This is a genomic window from Streptococcus sp. KHUD_010, assembly GCF_040207525.1.
GTDB lineage: Bacteria > Bacillota > Bacilli > Lactobacillales > Streptococcaceae > Streptococcus > Streptococcus hominis.
Genome location: NZ_CP157941.1, coordinates 83,331 through 99,287, shown reverse-complemented (window position 1 = coordinate 99,287; position 15,957 = coordinate 83,331). Strand labels below are relative to the sequence as shown.

The following is a 15,957-nucleotide window of genomic DNA, read 5'->3' as shown; positions in this document are numbered from 1 at the left end:
AAGTCAACGTTTTTTTACCATTTTGAAAATTTGGCATCTGTTTTTTCGAAGGCCTAGAGAACTACAAAAGTTGCACAAATGTTCAAACGCTTAACTTCAGTCTCAAATTTAGCAGGAATTTATTTGTACCATCATGAATTTCAACAATATGAAAAAATTGTCACACTAGCTTTAGAAGCTCAAAAGTTAAAGAGGTATGATGCTTTAGCTTTGTGTAATATTAGATTAGGAATTTGCCAAAATAATAACAAACGAATCGAAAAAGGATTGGCCTATTAAAAATCACAAACGAACTTGAGTTACTACAAGATATGAAATATGAAACATGAAATCAATCATTTCCACAGGTCTTAGCTTGTGACCTTTTTATCAACTAGATTCAAATCCTTTTCACGCTTTGATTTGTACAAAGAAACCCAGACAGTTCTTGTTGTCTAAGTTTCTTTGGTTTTACTATGTTTAGATAGAATCAAATGTGATAAAATAAAGAAAACAAAACTTTTAAAGAGATTCAATGATGTGGGCAGTTTTTGCATTTCTTTCTGCTTTGTTTGCAGCACTGACATCTATCTTAGCCAAAATCGGGATTTCTGGCGTCAATTCTAATCTAGCGACAGCTATTCGGACAGTGGTCGTTGTTTTAATGGCTTGGGGTATGATCGTTTTGACCAAAGGACAACTCAGTCTCGCTAACATCAGCAAGAAAAGTTGGATTTTCTTGATTTTATCTGGATTAGCGACGGGCGCTTCCTGGCTCTGTTATTACCGAGCATTGCAGGAGGGAAAAGCCTCCAAGGTCGTTCCTATTGATAAGCTTAGTGTTGTCCTCACACTCATTCTTGCTTTTATCTTTCTCCACGAGGATTTTACTATGAAATCCTTGATTGGTAGCATTTTGATTACGATTGGAACTTTGGTCATGGTTTTGTAGTGATGTCATATCATCACAAATACGGCAATATTACGAAAAATATAAAACAGTATCGGTCAATAAATATTGCACTGACTGCTCACATAAAAAATAGCAAAGCTATTAACATCGTTTGTTTGTTTTTCTTGCTGGATTAAAATCGCAAGTCTCCTCATGGTCATTGACGAGACCTGCCGCCTGCAGGAAAGAATAGACACAAACTGGTCCTACAAACTTGAAGTCTCGTCTCTTCATGTCTTTAGCCAGTTTTTCAGACAATGGAGTCTTGGAGGGCATCTGCTTGTAATCCTTTACAGGATTGTCAATTGGTGTAAAGTCTACAAAAGACCAGAGATAATAATCAAAACTGCCAAATTCTGCCTGTATTTTCAGAAAAGCTTGGGCGTTGGCACGTGTTGCATAGATTTTCCGACGATTTCGGACGACGGCAGGATTTTGTAAAATACCTTCTAACTCCGCGTCTGTCATGGCTGCCACCTGATGAGCATCATAGCCATGAAAAGTTTGTCGAAAGGCTGCTCGTTTATTGAGAATAGTCTCCCAAGATAGTCCTGCCTGATAGGTCTCTAGGCAGAGCAACTCAAATAAAGCCCGCTCATCATGCAAAGGAATCCCCCACTCTTGATCATGATAAGCGACATATAAAGGATTATTCTCTTTTACCCAGCTACACCGTTTCATCTTTTCTCCTTTATTTTACCAGCATTTTGAGAGCGGATTTGATATAGTTTTCCGCGGTATCATTGGTTCCTTCAAAGAATTTCTTAATTTTCTTGAGTTCAGCCGCCTTGTATCCCAGAGCTAGCATGGCTTCCATGGCTTCTTCCAATTCTTGATTGTCACTAGTAGCTGCAACAGCAACTTGCTTAGGAGCAACACCTGTTGCCACAACCTTACCTTCTAAGTCCAGCACCATTTGTTGGGCTGTTTTTTTGCCGATTTTAGGAAATTTTGTCAGATAAGTAATGTTTTTCTGCTCAATGGCTTGCACCAAGCCAGCATTATCATCAGCTGCGATTATCGCAAGAGCAGAAACGGGGCCAATACCAGAAACCGAAATCAAATTGAGAAAAAGCTGCTTTTCATCCTCTGTGCGAAAACCGTAGAGGAGCTGGGCATCCTCTCTGACCACCTGATGAACAAAAACTTGAAGCTCCTGATTGACCTGACCTGAATAGGCATAGGGATTTGCCACATGCAGGATATAGCCAATTTGCCCCACCTCCACTACAATATATTTGGCTGTGATTTTACTTAAAATTCCTTTAAAATATTCGTACATGACTTCTCCTTTTCAACCCTTTTAGTATATCATATTTTCAACTAGAAAAAATTGAAGCTGTTGGAAAAACCTCACATTGGATAGAAAAAAGCTAAAAAACAGAGAATATGGTAACTCTCTGTTTTCAGGATATTTAGTATTTCCCCAATTCTCTCAGACTGGTATGATTTTCCTGAATCCGACGGAACATTTTTTCCATATCAGATTTAGTGAAGTTGACCAAAACGGGACGACCGTGAGGGCAGTTGTAGGGATTGTCGCATTGTGATAACTGAAAAATCAAATCACGTGCTGAATAGTCATCCAAACTGTGATTAGCTTTAATAGAGCGTTTACAACTCATCATAATAGCCAGCTCAGCGCGATATTTCTTGATAGAGACTTCCTTGGTTAGAAGGAGCATATCGCACATCTCATAAATACCTGATTCGATCTCCTCTTCCTTAAGCCAAATGGGATGTTCACGAAGAATAAATTGATTAGTTCCGTATTCTTCAAGGAAAACACCGGCTTCTTCCAAAAGAGACATACGTTGTTTCAGACGTAGCATATCATCGGCTGGAAATTCAAAGATATAGGGAACCAGAATCTGCTGCTGACTAGCATCTACATCTCCGATTTTTTCACGGTAATATTCGTACTTCACTCGCTCTTGAGCCGCATGCTGGTCAATGATATAGAGACCACCGTTTCCTTGAGCAAAAAGGTAGGTGCCATGCATTTGCCCGAAATATTCCAATTCTGGAAAAGTTGAAGTTTCTTCTCCATCTAGCTTATCTAAAGCTCTCTCTAAGCTCGCCTGATCCAGCTCTGGATGATCTAGTTGATTGTAAGAAGGAGATTGCCTTTCTGCAAATTTGACAGAAGCAGCTTTTGAATTGAGTTCAGCTGTATCAGCAGATTGTTGGTCTAATCGGTCAGATTCCTCAAAAGAAGGTTGGGCTTCTGACACCTGTGATTTCACAAAGAAGTCATTTCTTTCTTTATCGTAATAGAGTCGGTTTTCTTTGAGTGGGAGACTCGTCTGCTCAGGCTTATTTGCTCGGTTAATGGTTGATTTTGCTAAATTTTCCAAAGCATCCGGAATCAAATCCTGCTCTTTTAAACTCGCAGAAATGGCTTGCGAAATCAAGGCCATCAGTTCTCTCTCTTTTGAAATCCGCACTTCTTGCTTGGTCGGATGAACATTGACATCAGCAAGATATGGGTCAATCCGAATATCAATCACAGCAATCGGAAAACGCCCCACCATGAGCTTGCTACCATATCCATCTAAAATAGCTCGATTGAGCAGGAAATTCTTGATGTAGCGACCATTGATGAGAATGGTGATGTAATTCCGATTAGCCCTTGTTAATTCTGGCAAACTAATATAGCCTGATACTTCAAAATCCAAATCAGATGCTGAAATTTCAATCATTTTTTTTGCTGTTGTTAATCCATAGATACCAGCAATTGCTTGACGCAAATTTCCTGTTCCTGCCGTCCGAGTCAACTCTTTACCATCATTGAGCAAGATAAAAGCGACCTCTGGATGTGCTAGACTCAAACGGTTCATTACATCTACAATGTGAGACAGTTCTGCTTGTTGACTTTTCATATATTTTAAGCGAGCAGGTGTGTTGAAAAAGAGATCTTCCACCTTGATTTTGGTGCCTCTAGGACAGCTACTTGGTTCTATAGTTTCAATTTCTCCACCTTGCGCAATCAGAAGCGTTCCATGTGTTCCACCATTTGTCGCAGTTTCAATCGTCAAGCGTGAAACAGAAGCAATAGACGGAAGCGCCTCGCCCCGAAAGCCCAATGTCCGAATTCGAAAAAGGTCGGCTTGTTTCTTAATTTTACTAGTAGCATGCCGCCGCAAAGCCAAGGAAACCTCCTCATGCTCAATTCCTTCGCCATTATCGATAACTTTAATGCTCTTGAGTCCCGCTTCTTCAATCTCAACTATAATCTGAGTTGCATTAGCATCAATAGAGTTTTCTATTAACTCCTTGACAACGCTGCCAGGCCGCTCAATAACCTCACCCGCCGCAATCTGATTGGCAAGATTTTCTGGTAGTTCAATAATTTTTGACATAGTTTTCTCCGTAAGTATTCTAGCTACTATTATAACATAAAGCTGTTTTTCTATCAGAAGTCTGGTGTGAGGGGGCCTGGACCAGCTTCTCCTTTTAAAAGAAACCAAATAGACAAACAAAGCAACCACTTAGGTAAAAGCCCTTGTTTTCCTAGTCGAAATAATGTTTAATAGATTTAGGAAGAGGGAGGTAGTTAGTATCCTCTTGGTATGAACGAAAATCAGCAACAAGCTAACATCTGGAAAGAAGGGATGTTTATGAAAGTTCAATTGCATATTGACGAAAAGTTTTCAGAGGAAAAAAGTCATTATTGAAGCACCGGCTTTGTCAGACGCCATTCAGCAATCGCTGAAATTTGCTCAACAACTCGATAAAAACAAAGTTATTCGAGCTAAAAAAGAGGAAGAGATTTACCTATTAGATACTGCTGAAATTCAGCGGGTTTATATTGAAAACCGCCAAGTTTGGGCTGAAACAGCGACAGACAATTATCACATAGGGCTCCCACTTTATCAAGTTTTGGAATTGCTTCCTGCTGATTTTCTACAGATTTCCCAATCTGAAATCATCAATACCAAACAGATTGATCATCTGAAATTGACCGGCAGCGGTCTGATTCAGATTACACTAAAAAACGGTCAGATAACTTATTCATCTCGCCGTTATCTCAAAGCTATAAAGGAGAAATTACAACTATGAAAAAAACATTATTCAGAGATGCTCTAGGAGGCATTGTTATCGGACTCCTCCTATCCGTCATCTTTTCTTACTTTTTTGCACCTGCCTATCATCCGCTCAACCCTTATTCAGCAGTTGGTCTTTGGATGGAACAGTATCATATTCACGGCGCCTTAGTCGTTCTCTATTGCGCAGCTATATGGGGTCTAATCGGCTTACTCTTTAGCTTAGGAAAAGAGCTTTTCAAAAAAGATTGGAGCATCCTCAAAGCAACTATCTGTCACTATGGGCTTATGATTCTAGGATTTATTCCCTTAGCTCTTTTAGCTGGCTGGTTTCCAAGTGAACCCATTTTCATCTTACAGTTGATTTTGGAATTTACTGTTGTTTATCTTATCCTTTGGGCAATCCTGTCTTATCTGACTAAAAAGAAAATTGAGAAAATCAATCATCACTTAAAGGAACAATGCAAATAGCAAGAAATAACCGCTGTGAAAAAACTCACGGCGGTTATTTGAGCCCAACTAAAAATGCAGATTGATAGAAAACATCATAGCTTGCTAAATTGTTGTGGTTTGAAGATTAGACCCTAGCTGCAATTCTGGTATGACATTTCAGCAAATTGAGCTGTTAGCCAGCCACACCCACTATAGCTTCAACATTTTAAAGTTTCTTCTTCAGCTCTGCCACAGCCAACATCACTTCCATTGGGGTCATATTATAAATGTCCAACTGGCGCAACTCGTCTAAAATAGGTGATTCGGTTATTTCTGGAAATAAAGATATCTGCTCAGATACTTGATTTTCCTTACTATCATTAGCTCCTTTATTAGAAGGATTGAGAGATGACTTCTCATTTGCTTGGCTTTCTAATCGTGTCAATATTTGATCCGCTCTTGTCAACAAATCATTTGGCAAACCTGCAATTTTTGCTACATGAATCCCATAAGATTTATCAGCAGGTCCAACTTCAATCTTATGAAGAAATGTTACTTGACCATCTCTTTCTAGGGTTGCTACATGGACATTTTCTAGTTGTGTCAAGCTAGTTGACAGTTCTGTCAACTCGTGATAGTGAGTCGCAAAAAGTGTCTTGGAGCCTGTCCGATTGTGAATATACTCAATAATCGCCTGAGCAAGCGCCATGCCATCATAGGTCGCTGTTCCTCTTCCTAACTCATCGAAAAGAATGAGTGAATTTTCTGTTGCTTGAGAAATAGCATGGTTCGCTTCCATCATTTCAACCATAAAGGTTGATTGTCCAGAAACCAAGTCATCCGCTGCACCAATTCGAGTAAAGATTGCATCAAAAATCGGCAATTGAGCGCTTTCAGCTGAAACATAAGAGCCCATTTGAGCCATAATCACAATGATTGCTAACTGCCGCATATAAGTTGACTTCCCACTCATATTTGGACCTGTAATTAGCTGAACATTAACATTCTCGTCCATTGAAATGCTATTAGGAATATAGGTTTGTGCACCCATAACTTTTTCTACGACCGCATGCCGCCCTTTATCAATTTGGATAGAGCGCTGCTCAGTAAATTCTGGTCTCACAAAGTGTTGCTTTTCAGCTACAGTTGCAAAGCTTTGCAGCACATCAACCGTTGCCAGAGTTTGCGCCAAGGATTGCAGACGTTTGATATATTTACCAGCTTCCTCACGAATGCGCATAAAAATCTCGTATTCCAAATTAGCTGATTTTTCACGCGCTTCCAACATCTCGCCTTCAATACGAGCCAGTTCTTCCGTACCAAAACGCTCCGAATTTTTCAAAGTTGCCTTGCGGAAAAAATAACTGGGTACGTGTTCAAGCTGGGAATTGGTGACATGGAAATAATAACCATCTTTTTTATTGTAATCAATCTTCAGGTTGTTAATTCCACTAGTTTCTCTTTCTTTCGCCTCAATATCTGCAATCCAGCTCGTTCCATCTCGCATGACCACTCGATACTTGTCCAAAGTTTCATCAAAACCTGTTTTAATAATATTACCCTCTGTAATGACATTTGGAGCATCCGACGAAATTGCTGACTGAATCAAGGCCGCCAATTCAGGAATTTCATCCAATTTAGCAATCAAATCTTCCAAAACTGGGCTGTCAATTCCTTTTAAAATTCCCTTAATTTGTGGTACATGACTCAATGTCGCAGCAAGTTGTAATAAATCTTTCGGATTGGTCTTGCCAAACGAAACCCGACTGGCTAAACGCTCAATATCATACACTCCTTTGAGACTGTCTGATAAGTCACTGCGCTCAAAGAAATGATCTAAAAAGACTTGCACTACATCCTGCCGCTTGACGATTCGCTCTTTATCAATCAACGGACGTTGAATCCACGCTCTCAACAATCGCGTTCCCATAGCTGTCTTGGTCTCATCCATCAACCAATAAAAGCTACCGTGCTTCTTTCCTGTCCGAGCATTCTCTGTTAAATCCAGACTTGCCATAGTTGAGTAGTCCATCTGCAAGAAATCTTTGACTTCATAATGATGAACTTGTTTCAAATGACTAAGCTCACGTAGCTGCGTTTTATGAACATACTCTAATAACTTTCCAGCTACTTGGTGCTCTAGCGGTGACAAGTCCTTTCCTAGTAGCTGAACATCATCAAATGTAGTTTCTACTCGCGATAAAAGGAGATTCATTTGAGTCTCCAATACTTGGTGCTCCATTTCAGGCAATTCATACCCTAAGACCACTTCACGCGCTCGCAGGTTTCGGATTTCTCCACAGACTATGTTAAAGTCACTAAGACTTGTGACTTGAAATTCACCCGTTCCCACATCCATATAAGCCAGCCCATATATACCTGACAGCTTATCCAAAGCCACTAAAAAGTTATTCTGACTGTCTGGTTTTGAAGAATCAACTACTGTCCCCGGCGTAATCACCTGTACTACTTCGCGTTTGACTACTCCAACCGCTTTTTTAGGATCTTCCATTTGCTCTGCAATCGCAACTTTATAGCCTGCTTCAATTAAGACATCAATGTATTGCTGCACCGAATGATAAGGAACTCCTGCCATTGGGATTGGATTTTCCGAGTTTTTATTGCGGCTAGTCAGAGCAATCTCTAAAATCTGTGCCGCATTGGTCGCATCATCATAGAATAATTCATAAAAATCTCCCATGCGAAACAACAAAAAAGCATCTGGATAATCTTTTTTTATATCTAAATACTGTTGCATTCCTGGAGATAGTTTTTCTTTTGTCATTCTCATCCTTTCTGTTGGTTGATAGTGATAAGAGTGGGATAGAAATCAATAGTTTCGTAGAAACTTGATTTCATCGTCCCACATCCGCATAGCTGGGAGTGGGACAGGACTCATCTTGAAAATTTTCAGTTCGTCATCTCACCCCGCAAGGCTTGCTCAACAGTCTGAAAGACTGTTGAGGTGGTGGATAAAGAAAACAAAGTTTTTGTCAAAAGTGTTTTTCCGAACCTGAAAAACAACAGCTTTGAGACGTGTTTCGCAAGTTCTATCCGCCACCTCAAAGCATTGCTTTGAGCAATCAGCTACTGCGTCTTGTTGACTACATAAACAAAGGAAGCTGAGCTCTTTGTCCCAGCCTCATCATTCATTCTCTTAATCCATTTTCTCAAGGAGCTGCTCTTCCATTTGTTTTGCAGCTGCTGTATCACGACAGATAACTAAGAGCGTGTTAGCCCCTGCTACCGTTCCTAAAATCAGCTCACCTTTATTGGCATCCACAAAGTTAGCCAGAATAGAAGCATCTCCTAAGCGAGTATGAAGAACCAAGGAAAATTCCGCCCGAGAAACACCCTCTACATGATAAGACAAGAACTCAACCAAATCGATTTTATTTGTTTCATCTGCTAAAACATAATAAACTTCATTGTTTTTCTTAGCTTTCGTCAATCCAATTTCACGTAAGTCCCGAGAGAGGGTTGTCTGTGTTACAATGATGCCTTGTGCCTTTAAACGATCCTGTATATCTTTTTGTGTACTCAGTTTTTCTTCCTTAATCATTCGCTTAATTAGTTTATGACGTTCACTCTTTTTCATTTTATCCTCAATAATGTATATTTATACTCAAAATTATACCAAAAAAATTGAAGATTCGTCAAAAAATATGTTAAAATATTAGTAAAAGACCAAAGGAGAAACCATGGATAATAAACAATTGATTGCAAGTGAACTGGCTAAGGTCATTGACAGCTTAGACCAAGACGCTATTTTAAATTTACTAGAAAAACCAAAAAGCTCAGATTTAGGTGATATTGCTTTTCCTGCCTTTTCTTTAGCGAAAGTAGAACGAAAAGCGCCTCAAGCGATTGCAGCAGATATTGCAGAAAAAATTGATTCAACAAACTTTGAAAAAGTAGTGGCAACTGGTCCTTATGTTAATTTCTTCCTTGATAAATCAAAAATTTCAGCTCAAGTTATCAAAGAAATTGTAAAAGAAGGAAATAACTATGGGCAGCAAAATGAAGGAAATGGAGAAAACATTACCATTGATCTCTCCAGCCCAAACATTGCAAAACCATTTTCAGTTGGTCATTTGCGCTCAACTGTTATTGGTGATGCTCTTTCTAATATTTTCCGTAAATTGGGTTACAACACCATTAAAATCAATCACTTAGGTGACTGGGGAAAACAATTCGGTCTTTTAATGGTGGCCTATAAAAAATGGGGCAGCAAAGAAGCCGTCGAAGCAAATCCAATTGATGAATTGTTGAAACTGTACGTTCGTATCAATGCGGAAATCGAAACAGATCCTGAGCTTGATGATGAAGGTCGCCTCTGGTTCAAAAAATTAGAAGACGGTGATCCTGAAGCTACTGAATTGTGGCAATGGTTCCGCGACGAAAGTCTGAAAGAATTTAACCGTATCTACAAATTGCTTGGCGTTGAATTCGATAGTCTAGCTGGTGAAGCCTTCTATAATGACAAGATGGACGAAGGTATCAAAATCCTTGAAGAAAAAGGATTGTTGGAAGAGTCTAAGGGGGCTAGCATTGTCAACCTTGATGATGTCAATCTGCCACCAGCTATGATTAAGAAATCTGACGGAGCAACACTTTACATTACACGTGATATTGCGACAGCTATGTACCGTGCTCGCACTTACAACTTCGTTAAAAACATTTATGCCGTAGGTCAAGAACAAGCTAATCACTTCAGACAATTAAAAGCCGTTTTGAAGAAGATGGGATTTGACTGGAGCGATGATATGATTCACGTAGACTTTGGATTGGTCACAAAGAACCGCCAAAAATTGTCTACACGTAAAGGAAATATCATCCTTCTTGAGCCAACTCTTCAAGAGGCTATCAGTCGTGCTAAATCACAAATTGAAGCCAAAAATCCTGACCTTGAAAACAAAGAAGCTGTTGCTCGTGCTGTCGGGGTAGGAGCTGTCAAATTCTACGATTTAAAAACAGACCGTCGCAACGGTTACGACTTTGATTTGGAAGCCATGGTATCCTTTGAAGGAGAAACAGGTCCATACATCCAATACGCTTATGCACGTATCCAATCAATCCTTCGCAAAGCTGACTTCAAGCCAAGTGCTGAAGCAACATACAGCCTAGATGATGCTGAAAGTTGGGAAATCATTAAACTGCTACAAGATTTTGCCCGTGTTGTCAAACGTGCAGCTGACAATTATGACCCATCACTCATTGCAAAATATGCGATCAGTCTTGCACAAGCATTTAACAAATTCTACGCACACACTCGTATCTTGGACGAAGGCCCTGAACGTGACAGCCGTCTGGCTCTCAGCTACGCAACAGCTGTTGTTCTAAAAGAATCTCTTCGTCTTCTCGGCGTTGATGCTCCAGAAAAAATGTAATTTCCTAACCCTATCAAAAAATCCTATCGGTATTTACAACGATAGGATTTTTTATTACATTCCGTATAATTCTTCAATTTTCAGACCAATTCGTTTGACGTCTTCATTCAAGCCACGAAGTTCAAATGTATCCAAGACTGGAAAATTAAATCGCTCTGCATATTGCTTAGCTGTTAGACAATATTGGTTGTTAAAATTACGATTGCCACTGCCAACAATGCCAAAACAGCGCTTGTAATTCTCTTCAAAAGCGATAAAGTCACCTAAATCATTGGTAAGAATCTCCACATCTCCATTATCCAAACCATTCCCACCTTCTAAGTAGGTTGGCAAAAAGGCTACAAAGGACTGAGACATGGCGTAAAATGGTCGCTCCTCTTTCACCATATCTTTTATATCCACCTGCTCAATCTCAACATTTTCATGTCGCTCTTGCAAAAAAGCAGACAAACGTTTGATAAAACTCGCTGTGTTGCCACTTAAGCTAATATAAACTAAGGAAATTTTCATATTTTCTCACTTTCTAAAAATAAAACACATCTATCATTCTCTTAAAATTTTAAGCTGATAGATATGTTTTGTCAACTATTGTAATTCTTCTTTTGCTAAGTCTTGTTGCTGCCGTTTCATCTTGAAAAAGACAATAACAAGGAAAAGAATATTAAATGCAAAATAAATAATGGTCAAAACTCTTGTCGATGAGATTGCTGTGGCACGCATCGTTTGATCTTTATAAAGATTGTTGAGTGGCATACCACCGATATAATTGTAAATTGTCCCAATAATTCCTAATAACACATAAGCAATATAGGCAAAATTAGCGTATAAAATGTTTTTCTTGACGATAAACACAATAGCAGCAATCAACAATAAAATTGAAAGGACAACTAATATTTTATGCGGAATATTATGAAGAAAGACAAGACTTCTTTCAGTTACTTCCACGATTTGCTTCACAACCGTTTCAGACAGTCCTTTATAAGAACTTGTATTCGTTATTTTTTCACTGCCAAAAAAGGTTCCTACAAATGTAAAAGATGATAGAATGGCTGATAGTGTCAGCAAGACATATAGATAAATTGGTCGTTTTTTCACAATAATCCTCCTCGTTGTGAAAAAGTTTTCAGTTTTATTTATTATAACGTAAGCAGTCAAAAATGGCAACAAAAATAAACAAAAGTTTCACTAGTGTCCTTTATTTTTTTCAAACAAAAGCCCCTCAACTACCAATCAAGGGGCCTATTCGCTATTGAACTAGTTCAAATGCCAAATTTCATCGTTATATTGAGCAATCGTACGGTCAGCAGAGAAAAAGCCTGCTTTTGCAATATTGACAAGAACTTTTTCAAGCCAGACATCACGGTCTTCATAATCTGCAAACATGCGTTCTTTTGTTTCGATATAATCTTCCAAGTCAAGAAGCGTCATGAACCAGTCTTTGTTGATCAATTCATTGTAAAGTCGCTCCAAGCGCTCTTTCTTACCAACTGCAAGAACAGCATCACTGACAATGAAATCAACCAGCGGTTTAATTGCTTTACGAGCATAGAATTCACTTGACTTATAAGCTTCTTTGGCATACAAATCAATAACTGTTTCAGAATCTTCACCGAAGATATAAATATTGTCATCGCCGACTAATTCATGAATTTCAACATTCGCACCGTCTGAAGTACCAAGCGTTAAAGCACCATTTAGCATGAATTTCATGTTACCAGTACCTGAAGCTTCTTTAGAAGCAAGGGAAATTTGCTCAGAAATGTCACCGGCTGCAATTAAGAAGCTAGCTGCTGTTACATTGTAGTTTTCAACCATGACGACTTGCAAGTATGGAGAAACTTCTGGGTCGTTAGCAATTACTTCTGACAAGCAAAGGATTAAATGAATAATATCTTGCGCAATCGTGTATGCCGGAGCAGCTTTCCCACCAAAGAAGACTGTAATTGGACGTGCAGGAATGTTTCCAGCCTTGATATCCAAATATTTGTGAATGACATAAAGAGCATTCATTTGTTGGCGTTTGTACTCGTGAAGGCGTTTGATTTGGATATCAAAGATCGATTCAGGATTGATTTCAACACCTTGGTGCTCTTTCAAGTGACGAGCTAATTTCCGTTTGTTGTGAGCTTTGATTTTTTCAAGTTCAGCTTTCACATCAGCCTTACCAGAAAATTCAAGTAAGTCTTCTAATTTTGAAGCATCATGGTGCCAATCGCGGCCAATCAAGCTATCAATGTAATTTGACAAGCGTGGATTTGCGTGCATGAGCCAGCGACGGAAGGTGATTCCGTTCGTTTTATTGTTGAATTTTTCTGGATAAATGTCGTAAAAGGCTTTGAGTTCTGAGTTTTTCAAGATTTCTGTATGAAGAGCTGCAACCCCATTGACACTATATCCATAGTGAATATCCATGTGAGCCATGTGTACACGATCGTGTTCATCAATGATTTGAACAGCTGGATCTGCGTATTCATCCTTCACGCGCTTATCCAATTCTTTGATGATTGGAACCAAGTGTGGAACAACTTCTTCCAAGAAATCAAGCGGCCATTTTTCAAGCGCTTCAGCAAGAATTGTGTGGTTTGTATAAGCCGTCATATTCTTAACGATGTTGATTGCTTCATCAAGAGAAATGCCACGTTCTGTCAAGAGACGAATCATCTCTGGAATGACCATAGATGGGTGTGTATCGTTAATTTGGATAACAGCATAGTCAGCCAAGTCATGAAGATTGCTACCTTTTTCAATCGCTTCATCAATAATCAATTGTGCGCCATTTGACACCATAAAGTATTGTTGGAAGATACGGAGCAATTCACCTTGCTTATTACTATCATCTGGATAAAGGAATAGAGTCAAATTACGAGCAATATCTGTCTTATCAAAGTCAATCCCCTCTTTAATGATACTTGCATCTACTGAGTCAAGGTCGAACAGACGAAGACGGTTTTTAGTAGCTGTTTTATAACCAGGCACATCAATGTCATAAAGAGTTGATGTTAAAGTGAAATCAGCAAATGGTACTTGATAGCTACGGCTTGATTTTACCAACCAATTTTGCTCTGTTAGCCAGAAGTTTGGTACTGTTGTTTGCTCATTGTTTTTCAAAACTTGCTGGAACAGACCAAAGTGATAGTTCAGACCTACACCGTCTCCATTCAAACCAAGTGTTGCAATAGAATCAAGGAAACAAGCAGCCAGACGTCCTAAACCACCATTACCAAGTGAAGGTTCTAATTCGACTTCTTCCACTTCAATCAAGTCTTTACCAGCGTCTGCTAATTCTTTTTTGACATCATCATAAAGACCAAGGTTAATGAGGTTGTTTGATAACAGTTTTCCAATCAAAAATTCTGCTGAAATGTAATACAATTTCTTTTTACCGGTATTAACTGGATTTTGTGCACTAGCCAATTTTGTATAGTTTAAAAGGGCAATATACAATTCTTCATTGCTGCATTCAGCAATTTCTTTTTGATAAGTTTGTTGGATAAATTCTTGTAAATTTGACATTTTTTCTCCTACCTAGAAAAGAACGTTACAATTCATTCTCTTTCTTTAATAATTTTTTATTTAAACGACGATATGTTTTTGTTAAGCTATATAATTTTGCCTCAATCACAGGGTCCAATTCATCTGCTGTCATACGCCATGACCAATTGCCACCGATAGTTGATGGATAGTTCATACGAGCTGAACTGTCTAACTCTAGTAAATCTTGCATGGTTGCAATTGCCATAAAGCTGACAGAAGCAAAGATAGTTCGTAACATTGCATGAGGAACTGTTTCATATTCCTTACGATTGGTGTATTGAGCCATATACTCACGTGTAGCATCATCAATCTCATCACGGTACCAACCAAGAACAGTATTGTTGTCGTGTGTCCCTGTGTACATAACAGAATTGTTCGGAGCAAGATGTGGGCTATCAATGCTTTCATCATTTGGATTAAAGGCGAATTGAGTGACTTTCATACCAGGGAAGCCTGTTTTTTCCCGCAAAGTAATCACTTCGTCGGTCATAAAGCCTAAGTCCTCAGCAATAATATTCAGATCACCCAACTCTTCTTTCACTGCCTTAAACAAAGCATAGTCAGGTCCCTTAACCCATTTACCAGGAGCTGCTGTATCGGAACCAGCAGGGATTTCCCAGTAAGATTCAAATCCACGGAAGTGATCAATACGCACTACATCGTAGATTTTGAAGCTTTCGCGTAAGCGTTCGATCCACCAACTATACCCATCTTCATCCATTGCCTTCCAGTCATAAATTGGATTTCCCCAAAGTTGACCGGTCGCAGAGAATTCGTCTGGCGGACATCCTGCTACACATGTAGGCTGTCCTAATTCATCTGTTTTAAAGAAATGCGGTTGCGCCCAAACATCACAGCTATCAGCTGCCACATAGATTGGCATATCGCCAACGATTTCAATATGATGTTCGTTAGCATAATTTTTCAATTCTAACCATTGTTTGAAGAAGAGATATTGCGTAACACGATGATAGGTCAATCGATCAGCTAGCTTTTCGCGATAAGTTGCCAAGCTAGACGCTTCACGATGACGTACCGCTGCATCTGGCCATTCAGTCCAAGCTTTCAAGTCGAAATGCTCTTTAATCGCCATGTATTCAACAAATACTTCAAGCCATGATGCATTATCTGCTACAAATTTTTCATAGGCTGCTAAGTCTCCACGTTCTAAGAAACGTTTCACAGCTTTTTCCAAAACAGGCCTGCGATTGTTAAACACTTTCGCATAATCTACTTTTCTTGGATCTTGACCAAAGTCTAATCCTTCAAGATCACTTTTTACAAGCAGTCCTTCTTCAATCAGTCGGTCAAAATCAATAAAATGTGTATTTCCCGCAAATGCAGAGAATGATTGGTAAGGAGAATCTCCATAACTGGTTGTGCCCAAAGGCAAAATTTGCCAGTAGCGTTGCTTTGTTCTTACCAAGAAATCCACAAAATCGTAAGCACTTTTTCCAAATGAGCCGATTCCGTATTTCCCTGGAAGAGAAGAAATATGCATGAGAACACCACTTTGACGTTCTTTCATCTTATCACCTCAATAAATTTTTCTGTTAAATTTTGTATTCATTTAACGAAAACGTTTGCGTTGATTTGATTATAACTTAATTCCAGAATGGACGCA

The 15,957-nt window shown here is 39.1% G+C and carries 13 protein-coding genes and 1 pseudogene; 5 read left to right on the top strand and 9 right to left on the bottom strand.

Features of this window, described 5'->3' with window-relative positions; genetic code table 11:
• The first annotated feature begins 78 nt into the window (after positions 1-78).
• Both ABKA15_RS00500 and ABKA15_RS00495 read left to right on the top strand, forming a co-directional pair.
• Positions 79-279, top strand: coding sequence for a hypothetical protein (locus ABKA15_RS00500; protein WP_261799154.1), 201 nt, complete (start codon positions 79-81; stop codon positions 277-279).
• Positions 280-517: 238 nt separating this feature from the next.
• On the top strand, positions 518-931 hold the full coding sequence (locus ABKA15_RS00495; RefSeq protein ID WP_186832717.1) for an EamA family transporter: 414 nt from the start codon (positions 518-520) through the stop codon (positions 929-931).
• Positions 932-1,033: 102 nt separating this feature from the next.
• On the opposite strand, the gene ABKA15_RS00490 is transcribed toward ABKA15_RS00495, so the two are convergent.
• The 3 genes from ABKA15_RS00490 to mutL all read right to left on the bottom strand — a co-directional run bounded on the left by ABKA15_RS00490 (position 1,034) and on the right by mutL (position 4,293).
• Positions 1,034-1,612, bottom strand: a complete 579-nt coding sequence (locus ABKA15_RS00490; protein WP_186832713.1) for a DNA-3-methyladenine glycosylase I — start codon at positions 1,610-1,612, stop codon at positions 1,034-1,036.
• A 10-nt stretch (positions 1,613-1,622) separates the two neighbouring features.
• Positions 1,623-2,213: a Holliday junction branch migration protein RuvA gene (ruvA, locus tag ABKA15_RS00485; RefSeq protein WP_186832714.1), complete on the bottom strand. Its 591-nt coding sequence runs from the start codon at positions 2,211-2,213 to the stop codon at positions 1,623-1,625.
• 133 nt (positions 2,214-2,346) lie between these two features.
• On the bottom strand, positions 2,347-4,293 hold the full coding sequence (gene mutL / locus ABKA15_RS00480; protein WP_186832715.1) for a DNA mismatch repair endonuclease MutL: 1,947 nt from the start codon (positions 4,291-4,293) through the stop codon (positions 2,347-2,349).
• A 258-nt stretch (positions 4,294-4,551) separates the two neighbouring features.
• Here mutL and ABKA15_RS00475 point away from each other — a divergent pair.
• Positions 4,552-4,993 (top strand): annotated as a pseudogene (locus tag ABKA15_RS00475) (LytTR family DNA-binding domain-containing protein).
• A complete protein-coding gene (locus ABKA15_RS00470; RefSeq protein ID WP_049508830.1) occupies positions 4,990-5,448 on the top strand; it encodes a DUF3021 domain-containing protein in 459 nt (152 codons plus the stop codon). The pseudogene ABKA15_RS00475 and the gene ABKA15_RS00470 overlap by 4 nt, the downstream one beginning before the upstream one ends.
• Before the next feature lie 187 nt (positions 5,449-5,635).
• Here ABKA15_RS00470 and mutS read toward each other — a convergent pair whose 3' ends face one another.
• Complete coding sequence (mutS, locus tag ABKA15_RS00465) at positions 5,636-8,194, bottom strand: DNA mismatch repair protein MutS (protein WP_049514642.1); 2,559 nt, start codon at positions 8,192-8,194, stop codon at positions 5,636-5,638.
• A gap of 372 nt (positions 8,195-8,566) precedes the next feature.
• On the bottom strand, positions 8,567-9,007 hold the full coding sequence (argR, locus tag ABKA15_RS00460) for an arginine repressor (RefSeq protein WP_003027809.1): 441 nt from the start codon (positions 9,005-9,007) through the stop codon (positions 8,567-8,569).
• Positions 9,008-9,110: 103 nt separating this feature from the next.
• On the opposite strand from argR, the gene argS reads away from it, so the two are divergent.
• Positions 9,111-10,799, top strand: coding sequence for an arginine--tRNA ligase (gene argS / locus ABKA15_RS00455; protein WP_049514640.1), 1,689 nt, complete (start codon positions 9,111-9,113; stop codon positions 10,797-10,799).
• A gap of 54 nt (positions 10,800-10,853) precedes the next feature.
• On the opposite strand, the gene nrdI is transcribed toward argS, so the two are convergent.
• The 4 genes from nrdI to malQ form a co-directional block, all read right to left on the bottom strand.
• Positions 10,854-11,309, bottom strand: coding sequence for a class Ib ribonucleoside-diphosphate reductase assembly flavoprotein NrdI (gene nrdI / locus ABKA15_RS00450; RefSeq protein WP_049514639.1), 456 nt, complete (start codon positions 11,307-11,309; stop codon positions 10,854-10,856).
• A gap of 75 nt (positions 11,310-11,384) precedes the next feature.
• The gene (locus ABKA15_RS00445; RefSeq protein ID WP_003027812.1) at positions 11,385-11,894 is read right to left on the bottom strand and encodes a hypothetical protein; all 510 of its coding nucleotides are present in this window, start codon (positions 11,892-11,894) and stop codon (positions 11,385-11,387) included.
• 159 nt (positions 11,895-12,053) lie between these two features.
• A complete protein-coding gene (gene glgP, locus ABKA15_RS00440; RefSeq protein WP_049514637.1) occupies positions 12,054-14,312 on the bottom strand; it encodes a glycogen/starch/alpha-glucan family phosphorylase in 2,259 nt (752 codons plus the stop codon).
• A gap of 25 nt (positions 14,313-14,337) precedes the next feature.
• Positions 14,338-15,861: a 4-alpha-glucanotransferase gene (gene malQ, locus ABKA15_RS00435; protein WP_049514635.1), complete on the bottom strand. Its 1,524-nt coding sequence runs from the start codon at positions 15,859-15,861 to the stop codon at positions 14,338-14,340.
• Positions 15,862-15,957 lie beyond the last annotated feature (96 nt).

Coding starts and splice junctions, on each gene's coding strand:
- argS (WP_049514640.1), top strand. CDS start 9,111: ATGGATAATAAACAATTGATTGCAAGTGAACTGGCTAAGGTCATTGAC.
- glgP (WP_049514637.1), bottom strand. CDS start 14,312: ATGTCAAATTTACAAGAATTTATCCAACAAACTTATCAAAAAGAAATT.
- ABKA15_RS00500 (WP_261799154.1), top strand. CDS start 79: ATGTTCAAACGCTTAACTTCAGTCTCAAATTTAGCAGGAATTTATTTG.
- argR (WP_003027809.1), bottom strand. CDS start 9,007: ATGAAAAAGAGTGAACGTCATAAACTAATTAAGCGAATGATTAAGGAA.
- ABKA15_RS00495 (WP_186832717.1), top strand. CDS start 518: ATGTGGGCAGTTTTTGCATTTCTTTCTGCTTTGTTTGCAGCACTGACA.
- malQ (WP_049514635.1), bottom strand. CDS start 15,861: ATGAAAGAACGTCAAAGTGGTGTTCTCATGCATATTTCTTCTCTTCCA.
- ABKA15_RS00490 (WP_186832713.1), bottom strand. CDS start 1,612: ATGAAACGGTGTAGCTGGGTAAAAGAGAATAATCCTTTATATGTCGCT.
- mutL (WP_186832715.1), bottom strand. CDS start 4,293: ATGTCAAAAATTATTGAACTACCAGAAAATCTTGCCAATCAGATTGCG.
- ruvA (WP_186832714.1), bottom strand. CDS start 2,213: ATGTACGAATATTTTAAAGGAATTTTAAGTAAAATCACAGCCAAATAT.
- nrdI (WP_049514639.1), bottom strand. CDS start 11,309: ATGAAAATTTCCTTAGTTTATATTAGCTTAAGTGGCAACACAGCGAGT.
- mutS (WP_049514642.1), bottom strand. CDS start 8,194: ATGACAAAAGAAAAACTATCTCCAGGAATGCAACAGTATTTAGATATA.
- ABKA15_RS00470 (WP_049508830.1), top strand. CDS start 4,990: ATGAAAAAAACATTATTCAGAGATGCTCTAGGAGGCATTGTTATCGGA.